Genomic DNA, 20,096 nt, shown 5'->3' with positions numbered 1-20,096 from the left:
TCGATGAGTGACACCACCGAGTCCCCGGCCTCCGCGCCTGCGGCCCTGCCCACTGACGACCAGCCTGTCGAGGTCGCGGACCGCGAGACGGAGACCGATGCCGAGCGCACGGCCCGCTTCGAGCGGGACGCCCTGCCGTTCCTGGACCCGCTCTACTCCGCCGCCATGCGGATGACGCGCAACCCCTCGGACGCCGAGGACCTGGTCCAGGAGACCTTCGCGAAGGCCTACCAGTCCTTCCACCAGTTCAAGCCCGGGACCAACCTGAAGGCCTGGCTGTACCGGATCCTGACCAACACGTTCATCAACACCTACCGCAAGAAGCAGCGCCAGCCGCAGCAGTCGATGTCCGAGGACGTCGAGGACTGGCAGCTGGCCCGCGCAGAGTCGCACACGTCGTCGGGGCTGAAGTCCGCGGAGACCGAGGCTCTCGAACACCTTCCCGACTCCGAGGTCAAGGACGCGCTGCAGCGGCTGCCCGAGGAGTTCCGTCTCGCGGTGTACCTCGCCGACGTCGAGGGCTTCGCCTACAAGGAGATCGCCGAGATCATGGACACCCCCATCGGCACGGTGATGTCGCGGTTGCACCGCGGCCGCCGCCAGCTGCGCGACATGCTCTCCGACTACGTGCGCACCCACCACCTGCTGCCCGCCTCGACCGTCCCGGGAGCCCCGTCATGAGCGCCGACGACCGCCGCCACGACCCCGACGGCCACAGCCACGAGAACGTGTCCGACGAGGAGTGCGTGGACTTCCTCGAGCGCATCGTCTACTTCCTCGACAACGAGCTCGACCGCTCCGACTGCGCCGCGGTGCAGCTGCACCTCGACTCGTGCAACCCGTGCCTGGAGAAGTACGACCTGCAGCGCACGGTCAAGCAGATCGTCGCCCGCTCCTGCTCGGAGACCGCGCCCGAGGAGCTGCGCAACCGCGTGATGATGCGGGTGCGCCAGGTGCAGGTGGAGATCACCGAGCGCTGAGGCCCCGCCCCCGGCATGCGAAGAGCCCTCGGACCAGTGGTCCGAGGGCTCTTTCGTCGAGCATCACACGCTGTCTCAGGCGTTGGGACGCTTCCCGTGGTTGGCGCCCTTCTTGCGGCGACTGCGGCGCTTGCGGCCAGTCTTGCCCATGGTGTTCTCCTCCGAATCGCGGTCGACCCGTGGCTGGGCCAGGGGTCAGTCTCTCAAACGACGGGGCCCGTCACTAATTGGCCCCGCGAGCGGGCCGGCTCACACGCGGCCCAGGAAGCGTTCGGCGTCGACGACGACCCGGGTGACCTCCCCGGTGGCCACCACCTTCCCGCCCGAGGCGCCGGTGTGCCGGGCCGCCACCGAGAAGCGGTGCAGGCGGCCGTCGACGTGGGCCAGGGTGGCGGTGACCTCGAGCGTGGCGCCGACCGGGCTCGCCACGCGGTGCTCGAGCTCGACGCGGGTGCCGACGCTGGTCGAGCCCGCGGGCACCGTGTGCTCGATCGCGGCACAGGTGGCAGCCTCGCACCACGCCAGGAGGCGAGGGGTGCCCAGCACCGGCAGGCTGCCCGAGCCGACCGCCAGGGCGGTGTCGGCCTCGGTGACCTCGTGCTGGGTCACGGCGTGGGCCGGGGCGGAGTGGTCGGGGGCGGTGTCGTCGGGGGGTGGGGTCACAGGTTCCTCCGGAAGCAGATCAGGTGGACGTCGGGGACCGGCTGCCAGTCCCGCTCGGGGAGCCGCTCGAAGCCGAGCCGGCCGTAGAGCCGGTGCGCGGTGCTCATCTCGCGCAGCGACGAGAGCACGACCACCGACGCGCCACGCACCCGCCAGCGCTGCAGGACGTGGTCGACCAGGGCCCTCCCGACGCCCTGGCCCTGGGTCCCCGGTGCGACCGAGAGCATCCGGAACTCACCCTCGTCATCCTCGGCGACCTCGCGCCACGGCGAGCCCGGGGGGCAGTCGGTGACGCTGCCGAGGACCTCGTCGGAGTCGTCGGGGGAGGCGACCCACAGCTCGGCCTCGCGGGCGCGGGTCGCCGCGTCGCGCAGCCGCGCGACGTACGGGTCGTCGGGGCCGAGCAGGAACGGCGCGTACGCCGCTGCCGTGACGTCGCCGACGGCCACGTGGTCGGCGGGCCCGGCCAGGCGGATCCGCACGCTCAGATGCCGAACGTGGCGCGCGGGTAGGCGGCCTCGACATCGGTGATGATGTTGACCAGGTAGGGCACGCCCGAGGCGAAGGCCCGGTCCAGCGCCGGCCCGATCCGGCGGGGGTCGGTGACCGTCTCGCCGGCCCCGCCGAGCGCCTTGACCACCTCGTCGTAGGCGGTGCGGGGCGCGAGGTCGGCGACCACGTCGTAGCCGTAGAGCATCTGCATCGGGCCCTTCTCCAGGCCCCACGCGGAGTTGTTGCCCATCACCATCACGACCGGCAGGTCGTGGCGCACCAGCGTGTCGACGTCCATCAGCGAGAACCCGGCCGCGCCGTCGCCGAGCAGCAGCACGACCTGGGCCGAGGGGCGCGCGATCCGGGCGGCGATGGCCGCCCCCAGCCCGGCGCCCAGGCACCCGTAGGGGCCCGGGTCGAGCCAGCCGCCGGGACGCTGCGGCTCGACGTACTTGCCGGCGAAGGAGACGAAGTCGCCGCCGTCGCCGATGACGACCGCGTCGTCGGCCAGGCGCGGCACCAGCTCGCCGTAGATCCGGGCCGGGTGCACCGGGTCGGCCTCGGCGCGCAGCAGCAGGTTGTCGCGCTCGGTGGCGGTGCGCACCGTGTCCTGCAGCGAGCCCGCCCAGGCGGCGTACGACGTCTGGCCCCGGCGCTCGAGCGCGCCCAGGAGTGTGTCGAGGCAGGTCGTCAGGTCGCCGCTGACCGAGGCGGCGAGGTCGGCGTGCGTCGAGAGCTGGCCCGCGGAGTCGGCCACGTGCACGACCCGGGCAGCCGGCGCCTCGTCCTTGCCGCCGAAGACGCCGTAGCCGAGCCGGAAGTCGAGGGGGGTGCCGACGACGATCACGAGGTCGGCGCCGCCGAAGGCCTGTCCGCGGGCCTTGGTGACCAGCAGCGGGTGGCCACCGGGGATCACGCCTCGGCCCATGCCGTTGGTGATCGCGGGCACGCCGGTGGCCTCCACGAAGCGCAGGGCGGCCTCCTCGGCGCGGTCGGCCCAGACGTCGGTGCCGAGCACGACCACCGGTCGCTGCGCCGCGGCGAGGAGGCCGGCCACGGTGTCGATGGCGTCGGTGTCCGGGGCGGCGCCGCACTGGCGGTCGCCGGCCGGCACGACGCCGGAGGCGGTGTTGAAGAACTCGTCCATCGGCACGTCGACGAACACCGGTCCCCGGTGGGAGGAGCCGGCGACGGTGAACGCCTCGTCCATCCCGGGGAGCACGTCCCCGGCGGTGGGCAGGGTCCGGGCCAGCTTGGAGATCGTGGACAGGATCGGGGGGTGGTCGAGCTCCTGGAGGCTGCCGGAGCCCCACCGGTTCTGCGGGGCGCGCCCGCCCACGACCACCATCGGGGAGCCCGCGAACTGGGCCTGCGCGATCGCACTGACACCGTTCGTCACGCCCGGCCCCGCGGTCAGCACCGCCAGCCCTGGGACCCGGGTCAGCTTGCCGGTCGCCTCGGCCGCGAACGCCGCGGTCTGCTCGTGGCGCACGTCGAGCAGCCGCATCGGCGGGTCGGCGGTGACGGCCCCGTCGTACATGGGGAAGACGTGGGCGCCCGAGAGCGTGAACATCGTCTCGACCCCGTGGGCCCGCGCCGCGGCGACCGCGAGCACCCCGGAGTGGCCGGTGAGCTCAGCACCGGCCTCCGCTGGCGCGGCGCCGGGCCGCTCGGTGCGCTGGTCGGTGCGCTGGTCGTCGGTCTGCTCGCTCATGTGACGCAGGCTACCCAGCAGCCCCCCGGCCGGGGCCGCAACACTCGCTGCGGCTCAGGCCAGGAACGCGTGGTTGGTGCGGCGCAGCGCGTCGACCACCACGAGCACGAGGTCGGCGCGCACGGCCGGCGGCCTCGTGGTGAGGGCGAGCTGGACGTAGAGGGCCCGCAGGAAGCCCTCGGCGTGGTTCCAGCGCGGATAGGGGTCCTGGTCGCCGGGCCCGGCCATCGCGTCGCTGGCGGCACCCGCGACCCGGTTCACCCAGGGCTCCAGGACGCCCAGCGACAGCAGGTCCCGGCGCAGCAGCCGCAGGGTGGCGATCGCCAGCCGGTCGAGCTCGCCGTGGTCGAGGGGGCTCTGGTGGGGCAGCGGCTCGGCGAGGACGCGGTCGGCGACCACGTCGAGGAGCACCGTCAGCTCGGAGGCGCCCAGGTGCGGCGACTCGCCCAGGGAGCCCAGGGCGTCGGCGCCGTGCGCGACCGCGTGCGCCCAGCCCTTGCCCTCGACGAAGCCGCGCAGGTCCTGCTCGCGCAGCAGCCACGTCGCCAGCCGGTCGCCCCAGTCGAGCACGGTGGACAGCGGCACGAGGTCGTGGGTGTTGGCGCGGTCCAGGCACACGCCCAGCACCAGGGCCGAGAAGCTGCGCCGGAAGACGTCGTCGGTGCCGGGGGTCTCGATGCCCACCCGCAACCCGGCGCTCATGCCGTCACCGAGACCGAGCAGCAGGTCGTCGTAGACACCACGCTCGATCCAGGTGCAGAGGGTGGGCAGGGCGATCTCGTCCCGACGGTCTGGGTCCGGATCGCCGAGCATGCGCGTGAGCTCTGCCGTGAGGTCCCCGAGAGGACGGTCCGTGGGGACCGTCAGACCGTCGGCGACCACCTGGTTCCAGTACGACGCCGACATGGTGCCCATCCTGCCAAACGCCTCGCAGGAGCGCACCCGCGGACCGGCCCCGGCGGCTCCTGGCCCGGCCCGGGCCTAGGGTGGGCGGCGTGTCGTCGATGAACGAGCTCGTCCGCAGCCACACCGACCTCGACGAGGACGACGTCGCCTGGCTCCAGCTGCTGCAGGCCGACTGGCAGATCATCGCCGACCTCTCCTTCGCCGACCTCGTGCTGTGGCTGCCGGACCGCACCGGCGCGGGCTTCTGGGCGGCCGGGCAAATGCGGCCCACCACCGCACCGACGGCGTACGTCGACGACGTGCTGGGCACGTTCCTGGCCGCGGGGGAGCGGCCGCTGCTCGACCGGGCCCATGCCGAGGGGCGGCTCATCCGGGAGGGCGACCCCGAGTGGCGCGACGACGTGCCCGTGCGGGTCGAGACCATCCCGGTGCGCCGACGGGGCCGGGTGATCGCGGTCGTGGCGCGCAACACCAACCTGCTGGGCGTGCGGACCCCGAGCCGCCTGGAGCTGGCCTACCTCCAGTCGGCCGCCGACCTGACCCGGATGATCGCGCAGGGCCACTTCCCGCCGCCCGGACAACGCAGCGACCACGCCGACTCCCCCCGCGTGGGTGACGGCTTCGTGCGGGTCGACGCCGCTGGACGGGTGGTCTACGCCAGCCCGAACGCCCAGTCGGTCTTCCGTCGCCTGGGTCTCTCCGGCGACCTCGCCGGGCACGTGCTCCCCGACCTGACCCGCTCGCTGGTGCCGCCGCGCCGCCGGGTCGACGAGGAGACGTTGAGCGCGGTGATGGGTGGGCGGGTGCACCGCGACACCGAGCTGGCCAGCGACGGCGTGGCCCTGATCGCCCGCTCGATCCCGCTGCGCTCCGAGAGCGAGCACCTCGGGGCGCTGGTGCTGGTGCGCGACGTCACCGACCTGCGCCGGCGCGACCGTGAGCTGATCACGAAGGACGCGACCATCCGGGAGATCCACCACCGGGTGAAGAACAACCTGCAGACCGTGGCCGCCCTCCTGCGGCTCCAGGCGCGTCGCATCGACTCGGAGGAGGCCCGGGCCGCGCTGGACGAGGCGGTGCGGCGAGTCGGCTCGATCGCCATCGTGCACGAGACGTTGAGCCAGGCCGTCGAGGAGGATGTCGACTTCGACGAGATCGCCGACCGGCTCGGGTCGATGGTCACCGAGGTCAGCGCCGCCCCGGGGCTGGTCCGGGTGCACCGCGAGGGGGCCTTCGGCCGACTGCCCTCGGAGTCGGCGACCGCGCTGTCGATGGTGCTGACCGAGGTGCTGCAGAACGCCGTCGAGCACGGGTACGACCCCGATCCCGAGATCGATCTCGCGACCACGGGCCGGGTCACCGTGACGGTGCGACGCGACGACGGCTGGTTGCACCTCGTCGTCGACGACGACGGACGGGGGCTGCCGGAGGCCTTCGACCTCGACGCCTCGACCAGCCTGGGCCTGTCGATCGTGCGCACGCTCGTGGAGTCCGAGCTCGGTGGGCGGCTGGCCCTCGGGCCGGTCCCCGCGGGAGCCGGCACCCGGGTCGAGATCGACGTCCCGTTCGACTAGCTCAGGCGGTGCGCACCCGGGCCCGCGCGTTGCGGCGCTTGAGCGCACGGCGCTCGTCCTCGCTCAGACCGCCCCACACGCCGTGGTCCTGACCGGCCTCCAGCGCCCACTGCAGGCACAGCTCGCGCACGTCGCAGCGACGGCAGACCTGCTTGGCCTCCTCGATCTGGAGGATGGCCGGGCCGGTGTTGCCGATGGGGAAGAACAGCTCAGGGTCCTCGTCGAGGCAGGCAGAACGATGGCGCCAATCCATGGCTGGGTTATCCCTCTTTCTCTACGACGTGCAGGCCAGGGGAGGCAGGGCCTGCGGGGCGCTCGTGCGGTGGGCACAGCAACGTGCATGCGTGGACGAGCGCAGCGACCAGCGTCCCAACGTTTGGACCGTTAAACAACCCCTTCGGGCTGATCGGGGGTGGTCTCCTACGTCACAGCCGCCACAATTTGCCAACCGGGCGGGTCGTGGGGCCACCGTGGTGGCCCCTAGGCTCACTTCCGTGCATCCCGAACCGGCTCCGGCCCCGCCCCGTCCCCCGGCCCCCCTGCTGGTCGCGGCCTCGCTGGGTGCCGTCGAGGGGATGGTGCTGCTGCTGCTCGCCGCCGCCGAGCTGTCCAGCATCTCGTCCGAGCGGCTGGCCATGGGCACCACCACCGCGGCGTTCTTCGCGCTCTTCGGCCTGCTGCTGATCGCCTGCTCCTGGGGACTGACCCGGCGTGCGGCCTGGGCGCGGGGCCCGCTGCTGCTTGCCCAGCTCATCGCCCTCGGCCTGGCCTGGAGCTTCCGGGGCACCTGGGCGGTCGTGATCGCCCTCGTCGTGGTCAGCGCCATCACCCTCGCCGGTCTCCTGCACCGCGAGACGATGGCGGCCCTCGGCGACGAACCGGCTCCTCGCGGCTGACGGCCGAGCAGTCACTTTCGCACCACCCACCAGTCACTTTCGCACCCGACGGTGTGCACAGGTGACTGCTCGGTGGTGCAGAAGTGACTGGTCGTCTGTGTCAGTCGGCGGTCTCGAGCGAGCTGCGCAGCTGGTCGAGGGTGCGGCTGAGCAGCCGGGACACGTGCATCTGGGAGACCCCGATCTCCTCGGCGATCTGCGACTGGGTCTGGTTCTTGAAGAACCGCAGCAGCAGGATCTTCTTCTCCCGTGGCTCCAGCCGGTCGAGCAGCGGCTTGAGCGACTCGCGGATCTCCACGTGCTCGAGCCCTGCGTCGTCCACGCCGATCGCGTCCAGCATCGTCGCGGAGCCGTCGTCCCCGTCGTCGCTGGCGTCGAGGGAGAGCGTCGAGTAGGCGTTGGAGGACTCGATGCCCTCGATGATCTCCTCGACGCTGCAGCCGATCACCCCGGCCAGCTCGGCCATCGTGGGGGAGCGGCCCAGCGACTGGGTCAGCTCGGCGGTGGCGGTGCCGATCTGCATCCGCAGCTCCTGCAGCCGCCGGGGCACCCGGATGGCCCAGCCCTTGTCCCGGAAGTAGCGCTTGATCTCGCCGATGATCGTGGGCGTCGCGTAGGTGGAGAACTCCACGCCGCGATCGCAGTCGAAGCGGTCCACGGACTTGATGAGCCCGATCGTGCCGACCTGGACGAGGTCCTCGAAGGGTTCCCCGCGGTTGCGGAAGCGGCGCGCGCAGTGCTCGACGAGCGGCAGGTGCAGGTGCACCAGGGAGTCCCGGGCGCCGGCGCGGGCAGGCTCGGTGGACTCCTCGTCACGCAGGACCAGGAACAGCTCGGCACTGCGTCGACGGGTGGCCTCGATGCCCAGGCGGCGCCGGGTGGCGTCGTCGCGGGGCTCGGGCGGGTCGGGGGGTGCCTCGCCGGGCAGGAGGGCGGGGACCGGGACCGGTCGCTCCGCGGGGGTGGAGGGGGGCACGGGTGCTACCGGCCGTCACCGAGCGCGGTGGAGTGCATGACCATCGTGACCAGGAACTGGCCCTGGCTGGTGCCGACGTCCGCGGAGGTCGCCAGCGTCGTGAGGACCTGCCAGGCGAAGCTGTCGTAGTCGGGGGCGGCGGGCTGGGCCGAGGCGACCGCCACCGAGACGGTGAGCTCGCCGGGGCGCAGGAAGAAGCGCCCCACCAGGTCGGCACCCTCGTCGGCCTCGGGCAGCACCATGGCGCAGGCCTCGCCGACCGCGATCCGCAGGTCCTCGATGTCCTCGATGGTGAAGTCGAGGCGGGCGGCCAGGCCGGCGGTGGTGATCCGCAGGACCGAGACGAAGGCGCCGTCCGCGGGCAGCCGGATCTCGACGTCGGGGCGGTCCGCGGCCGCGTCGGCGGTCGCTGCGGAGACAGTCATGGGGTCGTCCTTCACGGGATGAGGGTGGTCGCACCCTAGTGGGCTGTCCGGTCGAGCGTGCGGGGAAGGGCGGTGGTCGCACGGAACGGCACGAGGGCCGGTCCCGGGGTGCTACCCCGGGACCGGCCCTCGCAAACGCCGCGGCGTGCCGCGGCCAGACGACCTCAGGCCTTCTTGGTCTCCCAGAAGATCTCGGCGATCTCGTCGATCTTGGCCAGCAGCTGGTCGGCCACGTCGGCGTCGAGCAGGCCCTTGGCGCCGGAGGCGCCGGCCAGCTTGGTGGCCTCGTTGACCAGCTGGTGCAGCTGCGGGTACTTCTCGAAGTGCGGGGGCTTGAAGTAGTCGGTCCACAGCACCCACAGGTGGTGCTTGACCATCTCGGCGCGCTGCTCCTTGATGAGGATGGCGCGGGTGCGGAAGTCAGCGTCGTCGTTGTCGGCGACCTTGGCGATGATGCCCTTGATCGACTCGGCCTCGATGCGGGCCTGGGCGGGGTCGTAGACACCGCACGGGAGGTCGCAGTGGGCGGACACCTCGACGGTGGGTGCGAAGAGCTTGGCGAACAATGCAGATCCTCTCGTTCGTGGTGTGACTTGGTGCCTGGGACACTACTCGGCGTGACGGACCGCACTCCACCCGCTCGGGTCGACAGCGTGGCCAGGTGGGGTCTCGCGGTGGTCCGGGGCGACTCGATGCGGCCGGGGCTGCGGCCCGGCGACCGGCTCCTCGTGTCCTACCGGCGCCCCGTGCGGGCGGGCCGGGTCGTGGTGGCGGTGCTGCCCGACCGGACCCTGGCCGTCAAGCGCGCCGTCGAGCCACGTCGTACGTCGACCGGCGCGGCGGCCTGGTGGTTGCTGAGCGACGACCCTGCGGTCGGCGTCGACTCCCGGCACCGCGGTCCGGTGCCGGAGCGCGACGTGCGGGGCGTCGTGATCGCCCGGCTGTGGCCCCGGCCGCGCCTGCGCCGGCTGTGAGTCACCGCACTGTGGGACGTCCCACCTCGGGGTGCGTGCGCTGTGCGAGACTTCGAGGACGGCAACCCGCCCGGGTCCCGGCGCTCCGTGGCACCACCCCGCCCGTCGAGCCGGATCCGCACATGTCGGCCCTTCAGCCTGGAAAGACCTCAACGAGATGTCCTCAGTTCCCGTGCCTCCCCGACCGGCCACCGCGTCGACGCACCCCCACCAGGGTGACCCCGTCTTCGACCTCCACCTCGGCGGCAAGATGCAGATCGCCCCGACGGCGCCGCTCGTCGACGACGCCGACCTGGCCCTGGCCTACACGCCGGGCGTCGCGCTGGTGTGCCAGGCGATCGCCGCCGACCCGAGCATGACCCAGCACTACACGTGGGTCCCCAACACGGTCGCGGTCGTCAGCGACGGCACCGCGGTCCTCGGGCTCGGCGACATCGGGCCCGCTGCCGCGATGCCCGTCATGGAGGGCAAGGCGGTGCTGTTCAAGCAGTTCGGCGGCGTCGACGCCATCCCGATCTGCCTGGACACCACGGACACCGAGGAGATCATCGCGACCGTGGCCCGGCTCGCGCCGAGCTTCGGCGGGATCAACCTCGAGGACATCTCGGCGCCGCGCTGCTTCGAGATCGAGGACCGGCTCAAGGAGATGCTCGACATCCCGGTCTTCCACGACGACCAGCACGGCACCGCCGTCGTGGCCCTGGCCGCGCTGAAGAACTCGCTGCGGCTCACCGGACGCGAGCCCGGCACCACCCGCGTGGTCATCTCGGGTGCCGGCGCCGCCGGCGTCGCGGTCGCCAAGATCCTGCTCGAGGCCGGCATCACGGACCTGGCCGTCACCGACCGCAAGGGCGTCCTGCACTCCTCGCGCACCGACCTGACGCCGGTCAAGAAGGCGCTCGCCGAGATGACCGCCGACAAGACCGGCCGCACCGGCACGCTCGGCGAGGTGCTGGACGGTGCCGACGTCTACATCGGAGTCTCCGGCGGCACCGTCCCCGAGGAGGACGTCGCCCGGATGGCGCCCGACTCGATCATCTTCGGGCTGGCCAACCCCATGCCCGAGGTGCACCCGGACGTCGCTCGACGCTACGCACGGATCGTGGCCACCGGTCGCTCGGACTTCCCGAACCAGATCAACAACGTGCTCGCCTTCCCCGGCATCTTCCGCGGCGCGCTCGACGTGCACGCCACGTCGATCACCGAGGGCATGAAGCTCGCCGCCGCCAACGCGCTGGCCGACCTGGTGGGCGACGACCTCAGCGAGACTCAGGTCATCCCCTCGCCGTTCGACCCGCGGGTGCCCGGTGCGGTCTCCAGCGCCGTGGCGGAGGCGGCGCGTCGCGACGGGGTCGCCCGGCGCTGACCTCGCCCCGGGGGAGGAGGAGCGGGGCGCTAGCCTCGGTGACATGTTCGCCGTCTACGCCGATTCCTTCTCCTCCGACAACCCGCTGTCCGGCCTGGTGGTGGGGGAGCGGCCCGACCCGGTCGCCCCCGACGGCTGGACCACGGTCACCGTCAAGGCGGCCTCGCTGAACCACCACGACGTGTGGTCGCTGCGCGGGGTCGGGCTCAAGGACGAGGCGCTGCCGATGATCCTCGGTTGCGACGCCGCCGGGCTCGACGAGGACGGCAACGAGGTGGTCGTGCACGCCGTGGTCAGCGACCCCTCCTGGAGCGGCGACGAGACCTTCGACCCGCGGCGCTCGCTGCTGTCCGAGCGCCACCAGGGCACCTTCGCAGACAAGGTGGTCGTGCCCCGCCGCAACGTCGTGCCCAAGCCCGCCTCGCTGTCCTTCGCGGAGGCGGCGTGCCTGCCGACCGCGTGGCTGACCGCCTACCGGATGCTCTTCACCCGCGGCGGCCTCACCGCCGGTGACACCGTCCTGGTGCAGGGCGCCGGCGGCGGCGTCGCCACCGCCGCCATCATCCTGGGCCGTGCTGCCGGGCTGCGGGTGCTGGCCACCAGCCGCGACGAGCACAAGCGCGCCCGGGCGCTCGAGATCGGCGCCCACGAGGTCTTCGAGTCCGGTGCCCGTCTGCCGGTCAAGGTGGACGCGGTGATGGAGACCGTCGGGCGGGCCACCTGGTCGCACTCGGTGCGCTCGCTCAAGCCAGGCGGCCGCCTGGTCATCTCGGGCACGACCTCCGGACCGCAGCTCGACGACGCCGAGCTGACCCGCATCTTCTTCCTCCAGCTCTCCGTGGTCGGCTCCACGATGGGCACCCGCGACGAGCTGGCCTCGCTGGTCTCGATGCTCGACGCCACCGGCGCCCGGCCCCTCGTCGACCGGACCCTGCCCATGGATCAGGCCGCTGACGGCTTCGCCGCCATGGTCGCGGGCGACGTGTTCGGCAAGATCGTCCTGACCCGCTGATGACTCCGACCACCCCGGGTGCCACGAGCGCCCCGGGCACCCACCTGATCACGGGCGCCGGCTCCGGCATCGGTGCCGTCCTCGCCGAGCGGCTGCACGCCCGTGGTGAGCAGCTGTGGCTGCTCGCGCGCTCGGCCGAGCGGGCCACGGAGCTGGCCGCGGCCTTCCCCGGGGCACACACGGTCGTGGCCGACCTGGCGGACCCGTCGGCGGTCGAGGCGCTGGGCGACCGGCTTCCCGCCCGGCTGGACTCCCTGGTGCACGCCGGAGGGGTCGTCGAGCTGGGCACGGTCGCCGAGCTGTCCGCCGCGGCCTGGGTCGAGCAGGTGAGCGTGAACCTGGTGGCGCCTGCGGTCCTGACCCGCCTCGCGCTGCCGGCGCTGCGCGCCGCACGCGGCACGGTGGTGCTCGTCAACTCGGGCGCCGGCCTGCACGCCCACCCCCAGTGGTCGGCGTACGCCGCCAGCAAGCACGGTCTGAAAGCGCTCGCCGACTCCCTGCGCGCCGAGGAGGCGGGCCACGGGGTGCGGGTCACCACGATCTACCCCGGTCGCACGGCCACCGCGATGCAGGAGAAGGTGCACGCCCAGGAGGGCAAGGACTACGACCCCGCGGCGTGGATCGACCCCGGCACCGTCGCCGACGCGGTCCTGCACGTGCTGGACCTGCCCGGGGACGCCGTGCTCAGCGACCTGACGCTGCGCCCGCGGGGCTGAGGCCCGGTCAGGCCGGAGGCGGCGTCGAGCGCCAGTTCATCGCCCCGACCAGGACCATCCGCAGCTGGGTCCGGGCGGTCTCGACGATCTGGGCCTCGGCCTCAGGCCGTCCCCCCGCAGCGACGATGTCCTCGGTGACGGCGACCATCGCCGACACGATGAGCGACGAGAGGACCCGCAGGTCGTCGGTCGACCAGGCGTCGGTCCCGGGCAGGTGGGCCAGGTCGGTGGCCAGCTCGCGCTCGCACAGGTCGATCTCGTGGCGGATCGCGTCGCGCACGGCCGGCTGACCGGCGGCGCGCTCGCGGGCGATGAACGCGAAGTGGGAGCGCTGCCGGTGCACGTGCTCGACCAGGATGGAGACCGACCCGTCGACGATGGCGTGGAAGTCGCCCTGGTTGCGGCGTACGTCGCGCAGCAGCGCGCGCAGCGAGGCGAACGACTCGTCGACCAGGGTCAGCCCCAGGGACTCGATCGAGTCGAAGTGCCGGTAGAAGCCGGTCGGCACGATGCCGACCTCCTTGGCGACCTGTCGCAGGGAGAGCGCGACGAGGCTGCTGTCCTCGCACAGCCCCAGGGCGGCGTCGAGGATCGCCCGGCGGGTGCGCTCCTTGCGCTCGACTCGGGTCTGGGTCACGTCCCGATGCTATCGCCGGGCCGACCGGCACCCGGGCCCGCCTGGTCAGGCGCCCCACCCCAGCGCCAGACTGGGCCCATGACACCTTCCCCGAGCCCGCCGCCGAGCCGGGACGGCCACGACCACCTCAGCCGGGCCGAGATCGGCAAGGACGCCGCCCAGAGCGCGATCGAGGCCACGGCCACCACCGTCGGCGAGGTGGCGACCATCGTCACCTCGGCGATCAAGGACGTCGCCAGCGCGCTCGGAGGCCTGGCCACCGACGTCTTCGAGATCCGTCAGGCCGCCCAGCGCGCTGCCCGGGGCGACGACGACGTCTGAGCGGGGTCAGACGCCGAAGCTGAGCGTGAAGCCGTGCTGGCGGAACGAGGCGAGGCTGCGGCGCCCCGCCAGCCAGCCCAGGGGGCCGGTCGGGGCGAAGTCCCAGGAGGCCCGGCAGGGCGCGACCCGTGCGGAGCCGCGCAGGTCGGCCTCGACCGGCACCGTGTGCTCGTCGATCGGCGGCTGCCAGGTCCCGCCCCGCGACGGCAGCCGCGGCGCGAGCCGGGCCAGGTCCGAGAAGCGCGCCGAGGCGACAGGACCGCCGGAGGTGCTCGCCGACCACGCCGCGGTCTCCAGAGGTCCACGGCGCCCGGTCGAGAGGTCGAAGTCCGCGAGGCCCTTGGGGATCGCCCACAGGCCCCGACCACCGGCCACGGAGGCGGGGGAGTCGACCCAGATGTCGGTGATGGTGACGCGGCGCTGGCCGCTGGGCGTACGCAGCACCCGCGCCACCAGCAGCTCGGAGTAGGTCAGCGGGCTGCCCTCCTCGTACGACACGAACGCCGCTCCGTAGACCCCTCGGGGGCGCTGCTCGTCGACGTCGTGCGGCACCCGGAAGACCGAGACCCACATCTGGCCCAGCATCGTCCACGGTGCCGGCGGGTAGGCGACCGAGCCGGTCGTGGGGACCGGGGAGGCAGGCTTCTCAGCGTTCATGGCCGGAGTCTAGCCAGGCAGGTGCGCCCGGGGGCGGATTCTGACAGGTCAGTCTTCCGGATCGTCCAGGCGGGCCAGCCAGGTGGCCAGCCGCTCCACCGCTGTCTCGAACTCGGGGTGGGTGTCGGTGAAGACCTGCAGCTGGTCGGCCAGCCAGGCCAGGGTGACCTCTTCGTCACCCCGGCGTCGCTCGAGCTCCTCGATCCCGCGATCGGTGTAGTACACAGCGCGCCCCGCGTCAGGCGAACGCGCGGTCGAGCAGGTCCTTCTGCTCGGCCTGGTGCCGCTTCGCGGTGCCGACCGAGGGGGAGGAGGACTCCTCGCGGGTGACGGGCTCGACCTGGGCGTCGACGTCGGGCCACACGTTGAGCTGGTAGTGCGGCCACGGCCCCATGTTGCGGGGCTCGTCCTGCACCCACCGCACGGTCTTGAGGTGGGGGTAGCGGGCGATCTCCGCCGTGATGTCGTCGACCGGGCGCGGGTAGAGCTGCTCCACCCGCGCGATCGCGAACCGCTCGGCGCCCTCGCGCTTGGCCCGCTCGACCATGAGGTCCCAGGTCACGCGACCCGAGCACAGCAGCAGCGTGTCGACCTTCGAGGGGTCCGCCTCGGCGTCCCCGATGAAGGGGCGGAAGGAGCCGGAGGTGAAGTCCTCCGGCTGCGAGGCCGCCTCCTTGCGCTTGAGCATCGACTTCGGCGTGAAGACGATGAGCGGTCGGTGCGCCTCGCCGAGCGAGTGCTGGCGCAGCAGGTGGAAGTACGACGCGGGCGTGGAGGGCTGGGCCACCACGAACGCCTCGTCGGCCGCCATCGTCAGGAACCGTTCGATGCGCGCCGAGGAGTGGTCGGGGCCCTGGCCCTCGTAGCCGTGCGGCAGCAGCAGCACGACCCCCGACTGCTGGCGCCACTTGGTCTCGCCCGAGGAGATGAACTCGTCGATGACGGTCTGGGCGCCGTTGACGAAGTCGCCGAACTGCGCCTCCCACAGCACGAGGGCGTCGGGACGCGCCACGGAGTAGCCGTACTCGAAACCGAGGGCGGCGTACTCGGAGAGCAACGAGTCGTAGAGGTAGAACTTGGCCTGGTCCTCGGTCAGCCCGGACAGCGGGGTCCACTCGTCCGCGGTGACCCGGTCGATGATCGTGCCGAACCGCGAGACGAACGTGCCGCGTCGCGAGTCCTGGCCGGCGAGCCGCACCGGGCGACCCTCCATCAGCAACGCGCCGAACGCCAGGATCTCGCCGGTGCCCCAGTCGATGGGCCCCTCGGTGATCGCCTTGGCGCGGCGCTGCAGCTGCGGCATCACCTTGGGGTGCACGGTGAAGCCCTCGGGCGGGGTGACGTAGGCGTCCGAGATCCGCTTGAGGAACTCGAGCGGGACGGTCGTGTCGGTGTCGCCGACGGTCTTCTCGGGGTAGTCCGGGACGGTGGTCCACTCCGAGGGCTGGCCGGTGGCCTCGCGCACCTCGGTGAAGACCCGCTCCAGCTGCTGCTGGTAGTCCCGCAGGACCTGCTCGGCCTCCTCGATCGTGATGTCGCCACGACCGATGAGCGACTCGGTGTAGAGCTTGCGCACCGAGCGCTTCTGCTCGATCAGGTCGTACATCAGCGGCTGCGTGTACGACGGGTCGTCGCCCTCGTTGTGACCTCGGCGGCGGTAGCACACGAGGTCGATGACGACGTCCTTGTTGAAGGCCTGGCGGTACTCGAACGCCAGTCGCGCCACCCGGATGCAGGCCTCGGGGTCGTCACCGTTGACGTGGAAGATCGGCGCCTGCACCATCCGCGCGACGTCGGTGCAGTACAGCGACGAGCGCGAGGAGCCCGGGGAGGTGGTGAACCCGACCTGGTTGTTGACCACCAGGTGCACGGTGCCGCCGGTGCGGTAGCCGCGCAGCTGCGAGAGGTTGAGGGTCTCGGCGACGACGCCCTGGCCCGCGAAGGCCGCGTCGCCGTGCACGAGCAGCGGCAGCACAGGGAAGGCGGCGCCCTGGTCGAGCACGTCCTGCTTGGCGCGGGCGATGCCCTCCACGACCGGGTCGACGGCCTCGAGGTGCGAGGGGTTCGCGGCCACGGACACCTTGACGGTCTCGCCGCTCTCGGCCTCGAACTCACCCTCGGCACCCAGGTGGTACTTCACGTCGCCGGAGCCCTGGACGGTGCGCGGGTCGATGTTGCCCTCGAACTCGCGGAAGATCTGCGAGTAGTTCTTGCCCACGATGTTGGCCAGCACGTTGAGGCGGCCGCGGTGGGCCATGCCCATCGTGACCTCGTCGAGGCCCGACTCGGCGGCGGCCTCGCAGATCTCGTCGATCACCGGGATGGTGGTCTCGCCGCCCTCGAGGGAGAAGCGCTTCTGACCGACGAACTTGGTCTGCAGGAAGGTCTCGAACGCCTCGGCCTGGTTGAGCTTGAGCAGGATCCGCAGCTGCTCCTCGCGGGGCGGCTTGGTGTGCGGCTGCTCGACGCGCTCCTGGATCCAGCGGCGCTGCTCGGGATCCATGATGTGCATGTACTCGATGCCGGTGGTGCGGCAGTAGGAGTCCCGCAGGATGCCCAGGATGTCGCGCAGCCGCATGAAGCGACGACCGGTGCCACCGAACGAGCCGGTGGCGAACTCGCGGTCCAGGTCCCACATGGTCAGCCCGTGCGACTCGATCTCGAGGTCGGGGTGGGTGCGCTGGCGGTACTCCAGCGGGTCGGTGTCGGCCATCATGTGCCCACGCACGCGGTAGGCGTGGATCAGCTCGAGGATCCGGGCCTGCTTGCTGATCTCGTCGTCGTGCGTCGTGGCGATGTCATGGCCCCAACGGATCGGCTCGTAGGGGATGCGCAGCGAGCGGAAGATCTCGTCGTAGAAGCCGTCCTGGCCCAGCAGCAGCTGGTGGACGCGCTTGAGGAACTCGCCCGACTGCGCGCCCTGGATCACGCGGTGGTCGTAGGTCGAGGTCATGGTCATGACCTTCGAGATGGCGTTGCGCGCGATCGCCTCGTCCGAGGCGCCCTGCCACTCGGGCGGGTACTCCATCGCGCCGACGCCGATGATGGCGCTCTGGCCGGTCATCAGGCGCGGCACCGAGTGGTTGGTGCCCAGGCCGCCGACGTTGGTCAGGCTGATCGTGGTGCCCTGGAAGTCCGAGACGGCGAGCTTGTTGTCGCGGGCCTTGGTGACCATGTCCTCGTAGGCGGTCCAGAAGCCGGCGAAGTCCATCGTCTCGCAGCGCTTGATGCTCGGCACGAGCAGCTGGCGGGTGCCGTCGGACTTCTTCTGGTCGATCGCCAGCCCGAGGTTCACGTGGGCCGGGGTGACGAGGTTCGGCTTGCCGTCGACCTCGGCGTAGGAGTTGTTCATCTCCGGCATCGCCGTCAGGGCCTTGACGAGCGCGTAGCCGATCAGGTGCGTGAAGGAGACCTTGCCGCCTCGGGCGCGGGCCAGGTGGTTGTTGATGACCGTGCGGTTGTCCCACAGGAGCTTCACCGGCACCGCACGCACCGAGGTGGCGGTGGGCACGGTCAGCGAGATGTCCATGTTCTGGACGGTCCGCGCAGGGGCGCCGCGCAGGACCTTGTACGTCGGGTCGTCGCTGGCGCCGGACGACGTCGCCGGCGTCGTCTCCTTGCTCGGCTTGGACTCCTTGGCCATGGGGGCCGTGGTGTCCTTGGCGGGCTCTGCGGCCTTCGTCTCCGGGCGCGGCTTGGCGACGGGCTTCGGGGTGTCGGAGGCCGCGGGCTTCTTCGCGGGCGCAGGCGTCGACTCGGGCCTAGCGGCCGGCTCGGACTCCTGCTTCGCCGGCTGCTTCGTCTGGGAGCCGTTGTTCCCCGATGTGCTCGAGCGGTCCGACCCGCCGTTATCGTTGGCCTTGAAGTACGCGGCCCAGCTCGGTTCCACGCTCGCTGGATCCTTGCGGTAACGCTCGTACATCTCCTCCACGAGCCACTCGTTGGCCCCGAAGTCGTCAGAGACCTCGGGGGAGGTGGAGGGGGAACTGCTGGGGGACTGCGGCACGGCTTGCTTCGCCTCTTCCGATGAGCGCGCGTGGATGGGTGGAGTCGGTGTCCAAGGCTAGACCCACCCACCATCAAATGCCGAGGTTGGGGCACGCTTTGGGACCAGGTGTTGCCGGAGTAACACCGGAGGAGGACCAGAGGATGACGTCGCCACGCCCAGGACCGGCCAGACGGGCCCTGGCGACCGCGCTCGTGCTCGCGGTGACCGCCACCCCGGCCCTCGTCGCCTGCAGTGCCGACGACGACCCCGGGGGCCCTCGCGACGGCCGGGGCGGGCAGGCCCGGGACGGCTCCGGGTCAGGCGCTGCGCCGGTGCGCACCCGTGTCCAGGTGGGCGAGGTCGTGGGCGGCCTGGGGCCCGTCAAGCGGCGGCGCGTGGCCACCGGGGTCGCGCGTGCGGTCGACCGGTGGTGGGACGCCGCGTTCATCGACGGGTCCTACCCGCGGCGCCGCTACGGCCGGGCCTTCCCGGGCTTCACCGCGGGAGCAGGGGCCCGGGCGCGCCGCGACCTCGACCAGATGACCAGCCACCGCATCGGTGAGCGCGTCGAGCGGGTCACCGCTGTGCGCCGTCGAGTGGTCGTCGACATCCTCGCCACCCGGCAGACCGCCCGCGCGGTCACGGCCCGGACCACCCTCGACTACCGCACGCGCGGCGAGGCGCGGCGGTTGCTGCGGGTCCACGGCAGGTTGTTCCTGGTCTACCGCGACGGCTGGCGGATCTTCGGGTACGACGTCACCCAGGGTCCCAAGCCGGTCACCGCCCCCGAGAAGCAGTCCGACAAGCAGCCCGACGACCAGTCCGGGAAGAAGCCCGGCACGCAGCCTGGCAAGAAGCGGAGGACCCGCCCGTGAGCAGCCAGATCCCTCGCCGCCGCTCGTCCCCGGTGCGCCGTGCCGGCGTGCTCGGCGCGATCCTGGGCGCCACGGCGCTGGTCGTGCCGACCGCCCAGGTCGCCCCCGACGACGTGGCGCTGGTGCGGATGCAGCGCTCCTCCGCGGTGGATGCCCACCAGCACGTCATCTGGATCCTCGCGGTCGGCTCCGACGCGCGACCGGGCCAGTCGATGACCCGCTCCCGCGGCGACGCCCTGCAGATGGTCGGGCTCGACACCCGCACCGGGGCGGCCGCGGCCATCGGGATCCCGCGTGACTCCTTCGTCCCCATCCCCGGGTACAGCGCGAACCGGGTCAACGCCGCCATGGTGCTCGGCGGCCCGCAGCTGCTCGGCCGCACCGTCGCCGGGATGGTCGGGGTGGAGCCCGACTACGTCATGGTCACCCGGTTCCCCTTCTTCGAGGACCTCGTCGACGACATCGGCGGCATCACCGTCACGAACCCCCGCGCCTTCTCCGACGTCAACCTGAAGCCCGAGGGGTTCAAGCGCGGCCGGATCCGGCTCGACGGCTACGGCGCGATGGCCTTCTCGCGGATCCGCAAGAGCCTCGCCGGAGGCGACTTCGCCCGCTCGGCCAACCAGCAGCGCGTGCTGCGCGCCATCGGCGCCGAGATCCGGGCCCGGGCCGACCGACCGGGCTTCATGGAGCGGGGCGTGCTCAGCGTGGTGCAGCACATGGCCACCGATCTGGGCCCGGCCGAGCTGTTCCGGGTCGCCCAGGCGATGGCGCAGGTCGAGCCGAGCCGGATCACCATGTGCGTCGTGGGTGGCTCCGTGGCCACCATCCGCGGCATGAGCGTCGTACGCCCGAACCTCACGCAGGCGCGTCGCCTCGGGGCGGCTGCGCGCGACGACGCCACCCTGCCCGCGGGCTGCTGAG

Annotated in this window: 24 protein-coding genes; 11 read left to right on the top strand and 13 right to left on the bottom strand. The window is 72.2% G+C overall.

Translation table 11 applies throughout. The annotated features are described in order from the left end of the window. Nucleotides 1-3 precede the first annotated feature (3 nt). The gene (locus tag I601_RS19645) at nt 4-681 is read left to right on the top strand and encodes a sigma-70 family RNA polymerase sigma factor (protein WP_157520350.1); all 678 of its coding nucleotides are present in this window, start codon (nt 4-6) and stop codon (nt 679-681) included. Next, entirely contained in the window at nt 678-980 is a 303-nt protein-coding gene (gene rsrA, locus I601_RS19640) for a mycothiol system anti-sigma-R factor (RefSeq protein WP_068113555.1), read from the top strand. The genes I601_RS19645 and rsrA overlap by 4 nt, the downstream gene beginning before the upstream one ends. Nucleotides 981-1,055: 75 nt before the next feature. On the opposite strand, the gene I601_RS22015 is transcribed toward rsrA, so the two are convergent. From I601_RS22015 to I601_RS19620, 5 genes are all read right to left on the bottom strand, one after another. Beyond that, the gene (locus I601_RS22015) at nt 1,056-1,130 is read right to left on the bottom strand and encodes a 50S ribosomal protein bL37 (RefSeq protein ID WP_417033842.1); all 75 of its coding nucleotides are present in this window, start codon (nt 1,128-1,130) and stop codon (nt 1,056-1,058) included. Nucleotides 1,131-1,229: 99 nt separating this feature from the next. Beyond that, complete coding sequence (locus tag I601_RS19635) at nt 1,230-1,643, bottom strand: thioesterase family protein (RefSeq protein WP_237089485.1); 414 nt, start codon at nt 1,641-1,643, stop codon at nt 1,230-1,232. Continuing rightward, a complete protein-coding gene (locus I601_RS19630) occupies nt 1,640-2,125 on the bottom strand; it encodes a GNAT family N-acetyltransferase (protein ID WP_237089484.1) in 486 nt (161 codons plus the stop codon). Before I601_RS19630 ends, I601_RS19635 begins: the two co-directional genes overlap by 4 nt. Before the next feature lie 2 nt (nt 2,126-2,127). Beyond that, nucleotides 2,128-3,849, bottom strand: coding sequence for an acetolactate synthase (locus I601_RS19625; RefSeq protein ID WP_068113552.1), 1,722 nt, complete (start codon nt 3,847-3,849; stop codon nt 2,128-2,130). Nucleotides 3,850-3,903: 54 nt separating this feature from the next. Beyond that, nucleotides 3,904-4,755 (bottom strand): DUF2785 domain-containing protein, encoded by an 852-nt coding sequence (locus I601_RS19620; RefSeq protein WP_068113549.1) that lies wholly within the window; start codon nt 4,753-4,755, stop codon nt 3,904-3,906. Nucleotides 4,756-4,853: 98 nt separating this feature from the next. Here I601_RS19620 and I601_RS19615 point away from each other — a divergent pair, with 98 nt between their 5' ends. Continuing rightward, nucleotides 4,854-6,329: a sensor histidine kinase gene (locus I601_RS19615; RefSeq protein ID WP_084528237.1), complete on the top strand. Its 1,476-nt coding sequence runs from the start codon at nt 4,854-4,856 to the stop codon at nt 6,327-6,329. A gap of 1 nt (nt 6,330) precedes the next feature. Here the strand turns inward: I601_RS19615 and I601_RS19610 are convergent, their stop codons facing one another. Further along, nucleotides 6,331-6,582, bottom strand: coding sequence for a WhiB family transcriptional regulator (locus I601_RS19610; protein WP_068113543.1), 252 nt, complete (start codon nt 6,580-6,582; stop codon nt 6,331-6,333). Between the two features lie 241 nt (nt 6,583-6,823). Between I601_RS19610 and I601_RS19605 the strand changes: the two genes are divergently transcribed. After that, nucleotides 6,824-7,225 (top strand): hypothetical protein, encoded by a 402-nt coding sequence (locus tag I601_RS19605; RefSeq protein WP_068113541.1) that lies wholly within the window; start codon nt 6,824-6,826, stop codon nt 7,223-7,225. A 100-nt stretch (nt 7,226-7,325) separates the two neighbouring features. Here I601_RS19605 and I601_RS19600 read toward each other — a convergent pair whose 3' ends face one another. The 3 genes from I601_RS19600 to sodN form a co-directional block, all read right to left on the bottom strand. Continuing rightward, nucleotides 7,326-8,201, bottom strand: a complete 876-nt coding sequence (locus I601_RS19600) for an RNA polymerase sigma factor SigF (RefSeq protein ID WP_084527865.1) — start codon at nt 8,199-8,201, stop codon at nt 7,326-7,328. Between the two features lie 5 nt (nt 8,202-8,206). Continuing rightward, nucleotides 8,207-8,626, bottom strand: coding sequence for an ATP-binding protein (locus tag I601_RS19595; protein WP_068113539.1), 420 nt, complete (start codon nt 8,624-8,626; stop codon nt 8,207-8,209). Nucleotides 8,627-8,790: 164 nt separating this feature from the next. Beyond that, nucleotides 8,791-9,192, bottom strand: a complete 402-nt coding sequence (gene sodN / locus I601_RS19590; protein WP_068113536.1) for a superoxide dismutase, Ni — start codon at nt 9,190-9,192, stop codon at nt 8,791-8,793. A gap of 51 nt (nt 9,193-9,243) precedes the next feature. Here sodN and I601_RS19585 point away from each other — a divergent pair, with 51 nt between their 5' ends. The 4 genes from I601_RS19585 to I601_RS19570 all read left to right on the top strand — a co-directional run bounded on the left by I601_RS19585 (nt 9,244) and on the right by I601_RS19570 (nt 12,694). After that, on the top strand, nt 9,244-9,600 hold the full coding sequence (locus I601_RS19585) for a S24 family peptidase (protein ID WP_237089483.1): 357 nt from the start codon (nt 9,244-9,246) through the stop codon (nt 9,598-9,600). Nucleotides 9,601-9,757: 157 nt separating this feature from the next. Beyond that, entirely contained in the window at nt 9,758-10,966 is a 1,209-nt protein-coding gene (locus I601_RS19580; protein WP_068113533.1) for an NAD(P)-dependent malic enzyme, read from the top strand. A gap of 43 nt (nt 10,967-11,009) precedes the next feature. Beyond that, on the top strand, nt 11,010-11,978 hold the full coding sequence (locus I601_RS19575) for a zinc-binding dehydrogenase (protein ID WP_068113530.1): 969 nt from the start codon (nt 11,010-11,012) through the stop codon (nt 11,976-11,978). Further along, nucleotides 11,978-12,694: an SDR family oxidoreductase gene (locus I601_RS19570; protein ID WP_068113526.1), complete on the top strand. Its 717-nt coding sequence runs from the start codon at nt 11,978-11,980 to the stop codon at nt 12,692-12,694. The genes I601_RS19575 and I601_RS19570 overlap by 1 nt, the downstream gene beginning before the upstream one ends. Before the next feature lie 7 nt (nt 12,695-12,701). On the opposite strand, the gene I601_RS19565 is transcribed toward I601_RS19570, so the two are convergent. Then, complete coding sequence (locus I601_RS19565; protein ID WP_068113523.1) at nt 12,702-13,331, bottom strand: TetR family transcriptional regulator; 630 nt, start codon at nt 13,329-13,331, stop codon at nt 12,702-12,704. 78 nt (nt 13,332-13,409) lie between these two features. On the opposite strand from I601_RS19565, the gene I601_RS19560 reads away from it, so the two are divergent. Further along, the gene (locus I601_RS19560; protein ID WP_068113520.1) at nt 13,410-13,652 is read left to right on the top strand and encodes a hypothetical protein; all 243 of its coding nucleotides are present in this window, start codon (nt 13,410-13,412) and stop codon (nt 13,650-13,652) included. A gap of 6 nt (nt 13,653-13,658) precedes the next feature. On the opposite strand, the gene I601_RS19555 is transcribed toward I601_RS19560, so the two are convergent. From I601_RS19555 to I601_RS19550, 3 genes are read right to left on the bottom strand one after another with little or no spacing between them, the layout of a single operon-like run. Continuing rightward, a complete protein-coding gene (locus I601_RS19555; protein ID WP_068113517.1) occupies nt 13,659-14,309 on the bottom strand; it encodes an acetoacetate decarboxylase family protein in 651 nt (216 codons plus the stop codon). A 48-nt stretch (nt 14,310-14,357) separates the two neighbouring features. Then, entirely contained in the window at nt 14,358-14,534 is a 177-nt protein-coding gene (locus I601_RS21430) for a DUF6104 family protein (RefSeq protein ID WP_169834727.1), read from the bottom strand. Nucleotides 14,535-14,547: 13 nt separating this feature from the next. Continuing rightward, entirely contained in the window at nt 14,548-18,315 is a 3,768-nt protein-coding gene (locus tag I601_RS19550) for a multifunctional oxoglutarate decarboxylase/oxoglutarate dehydrogenase thiamine pyrophosphate-binding subunit/dihydrolipoyllysine-residue succinyltransferase subunit (RefSeq protein WP_068113514.1), read from the bottom strand. A 143-nt stretch (nt 18,316-18,458) separates the two neighbouring features. Here I601_RS19550 and I601_RS19545 point away from each other — a divergent pair, with 143 nt between their 5' ends. Both I601_RS19545 and I601_RS19540 read left to right on the top strand, forming a co-directional pair. Then, nucleotides 18,459-19,172, top strand: coding sequence for a hypothetical protein (locus tag I601_RS19545; RefSeq protein WP_157520347.1), 714 nt, complete (start codon nt 18,459-18,461; stop codon nt 19,170-19,172). After that, nucleotides 19,169-20,095 (top strand): LCP family protein, encoded by a 927-nt coding sequence (locus tag I601_RS19540; RefSeq protein WP_237089482.1) that lies wholly within the window; start codon nt 19,169-19,171, stop codon nt 20,093-20,095. Before I601_RS19545 ends, I601_RS19540 begins: the two co-directional genes overlap by 4 nt. Nucleotide 20,096: the final 1 nt, after the last annotated feature.

Source organism: Nocardioides dokdonensis FR1436 (genome assembly GCF_001653335.1).
Classification (GTDB): Bacteria; Actinomycetota; Actinomycetes; order Propionibacteriales; family Nocardioidaceae; genus Nocardioides; species Nocardioides dokdonensis.
This window is presented reverse-complemented; position numbering and strand designations above follow the sequence as displayed.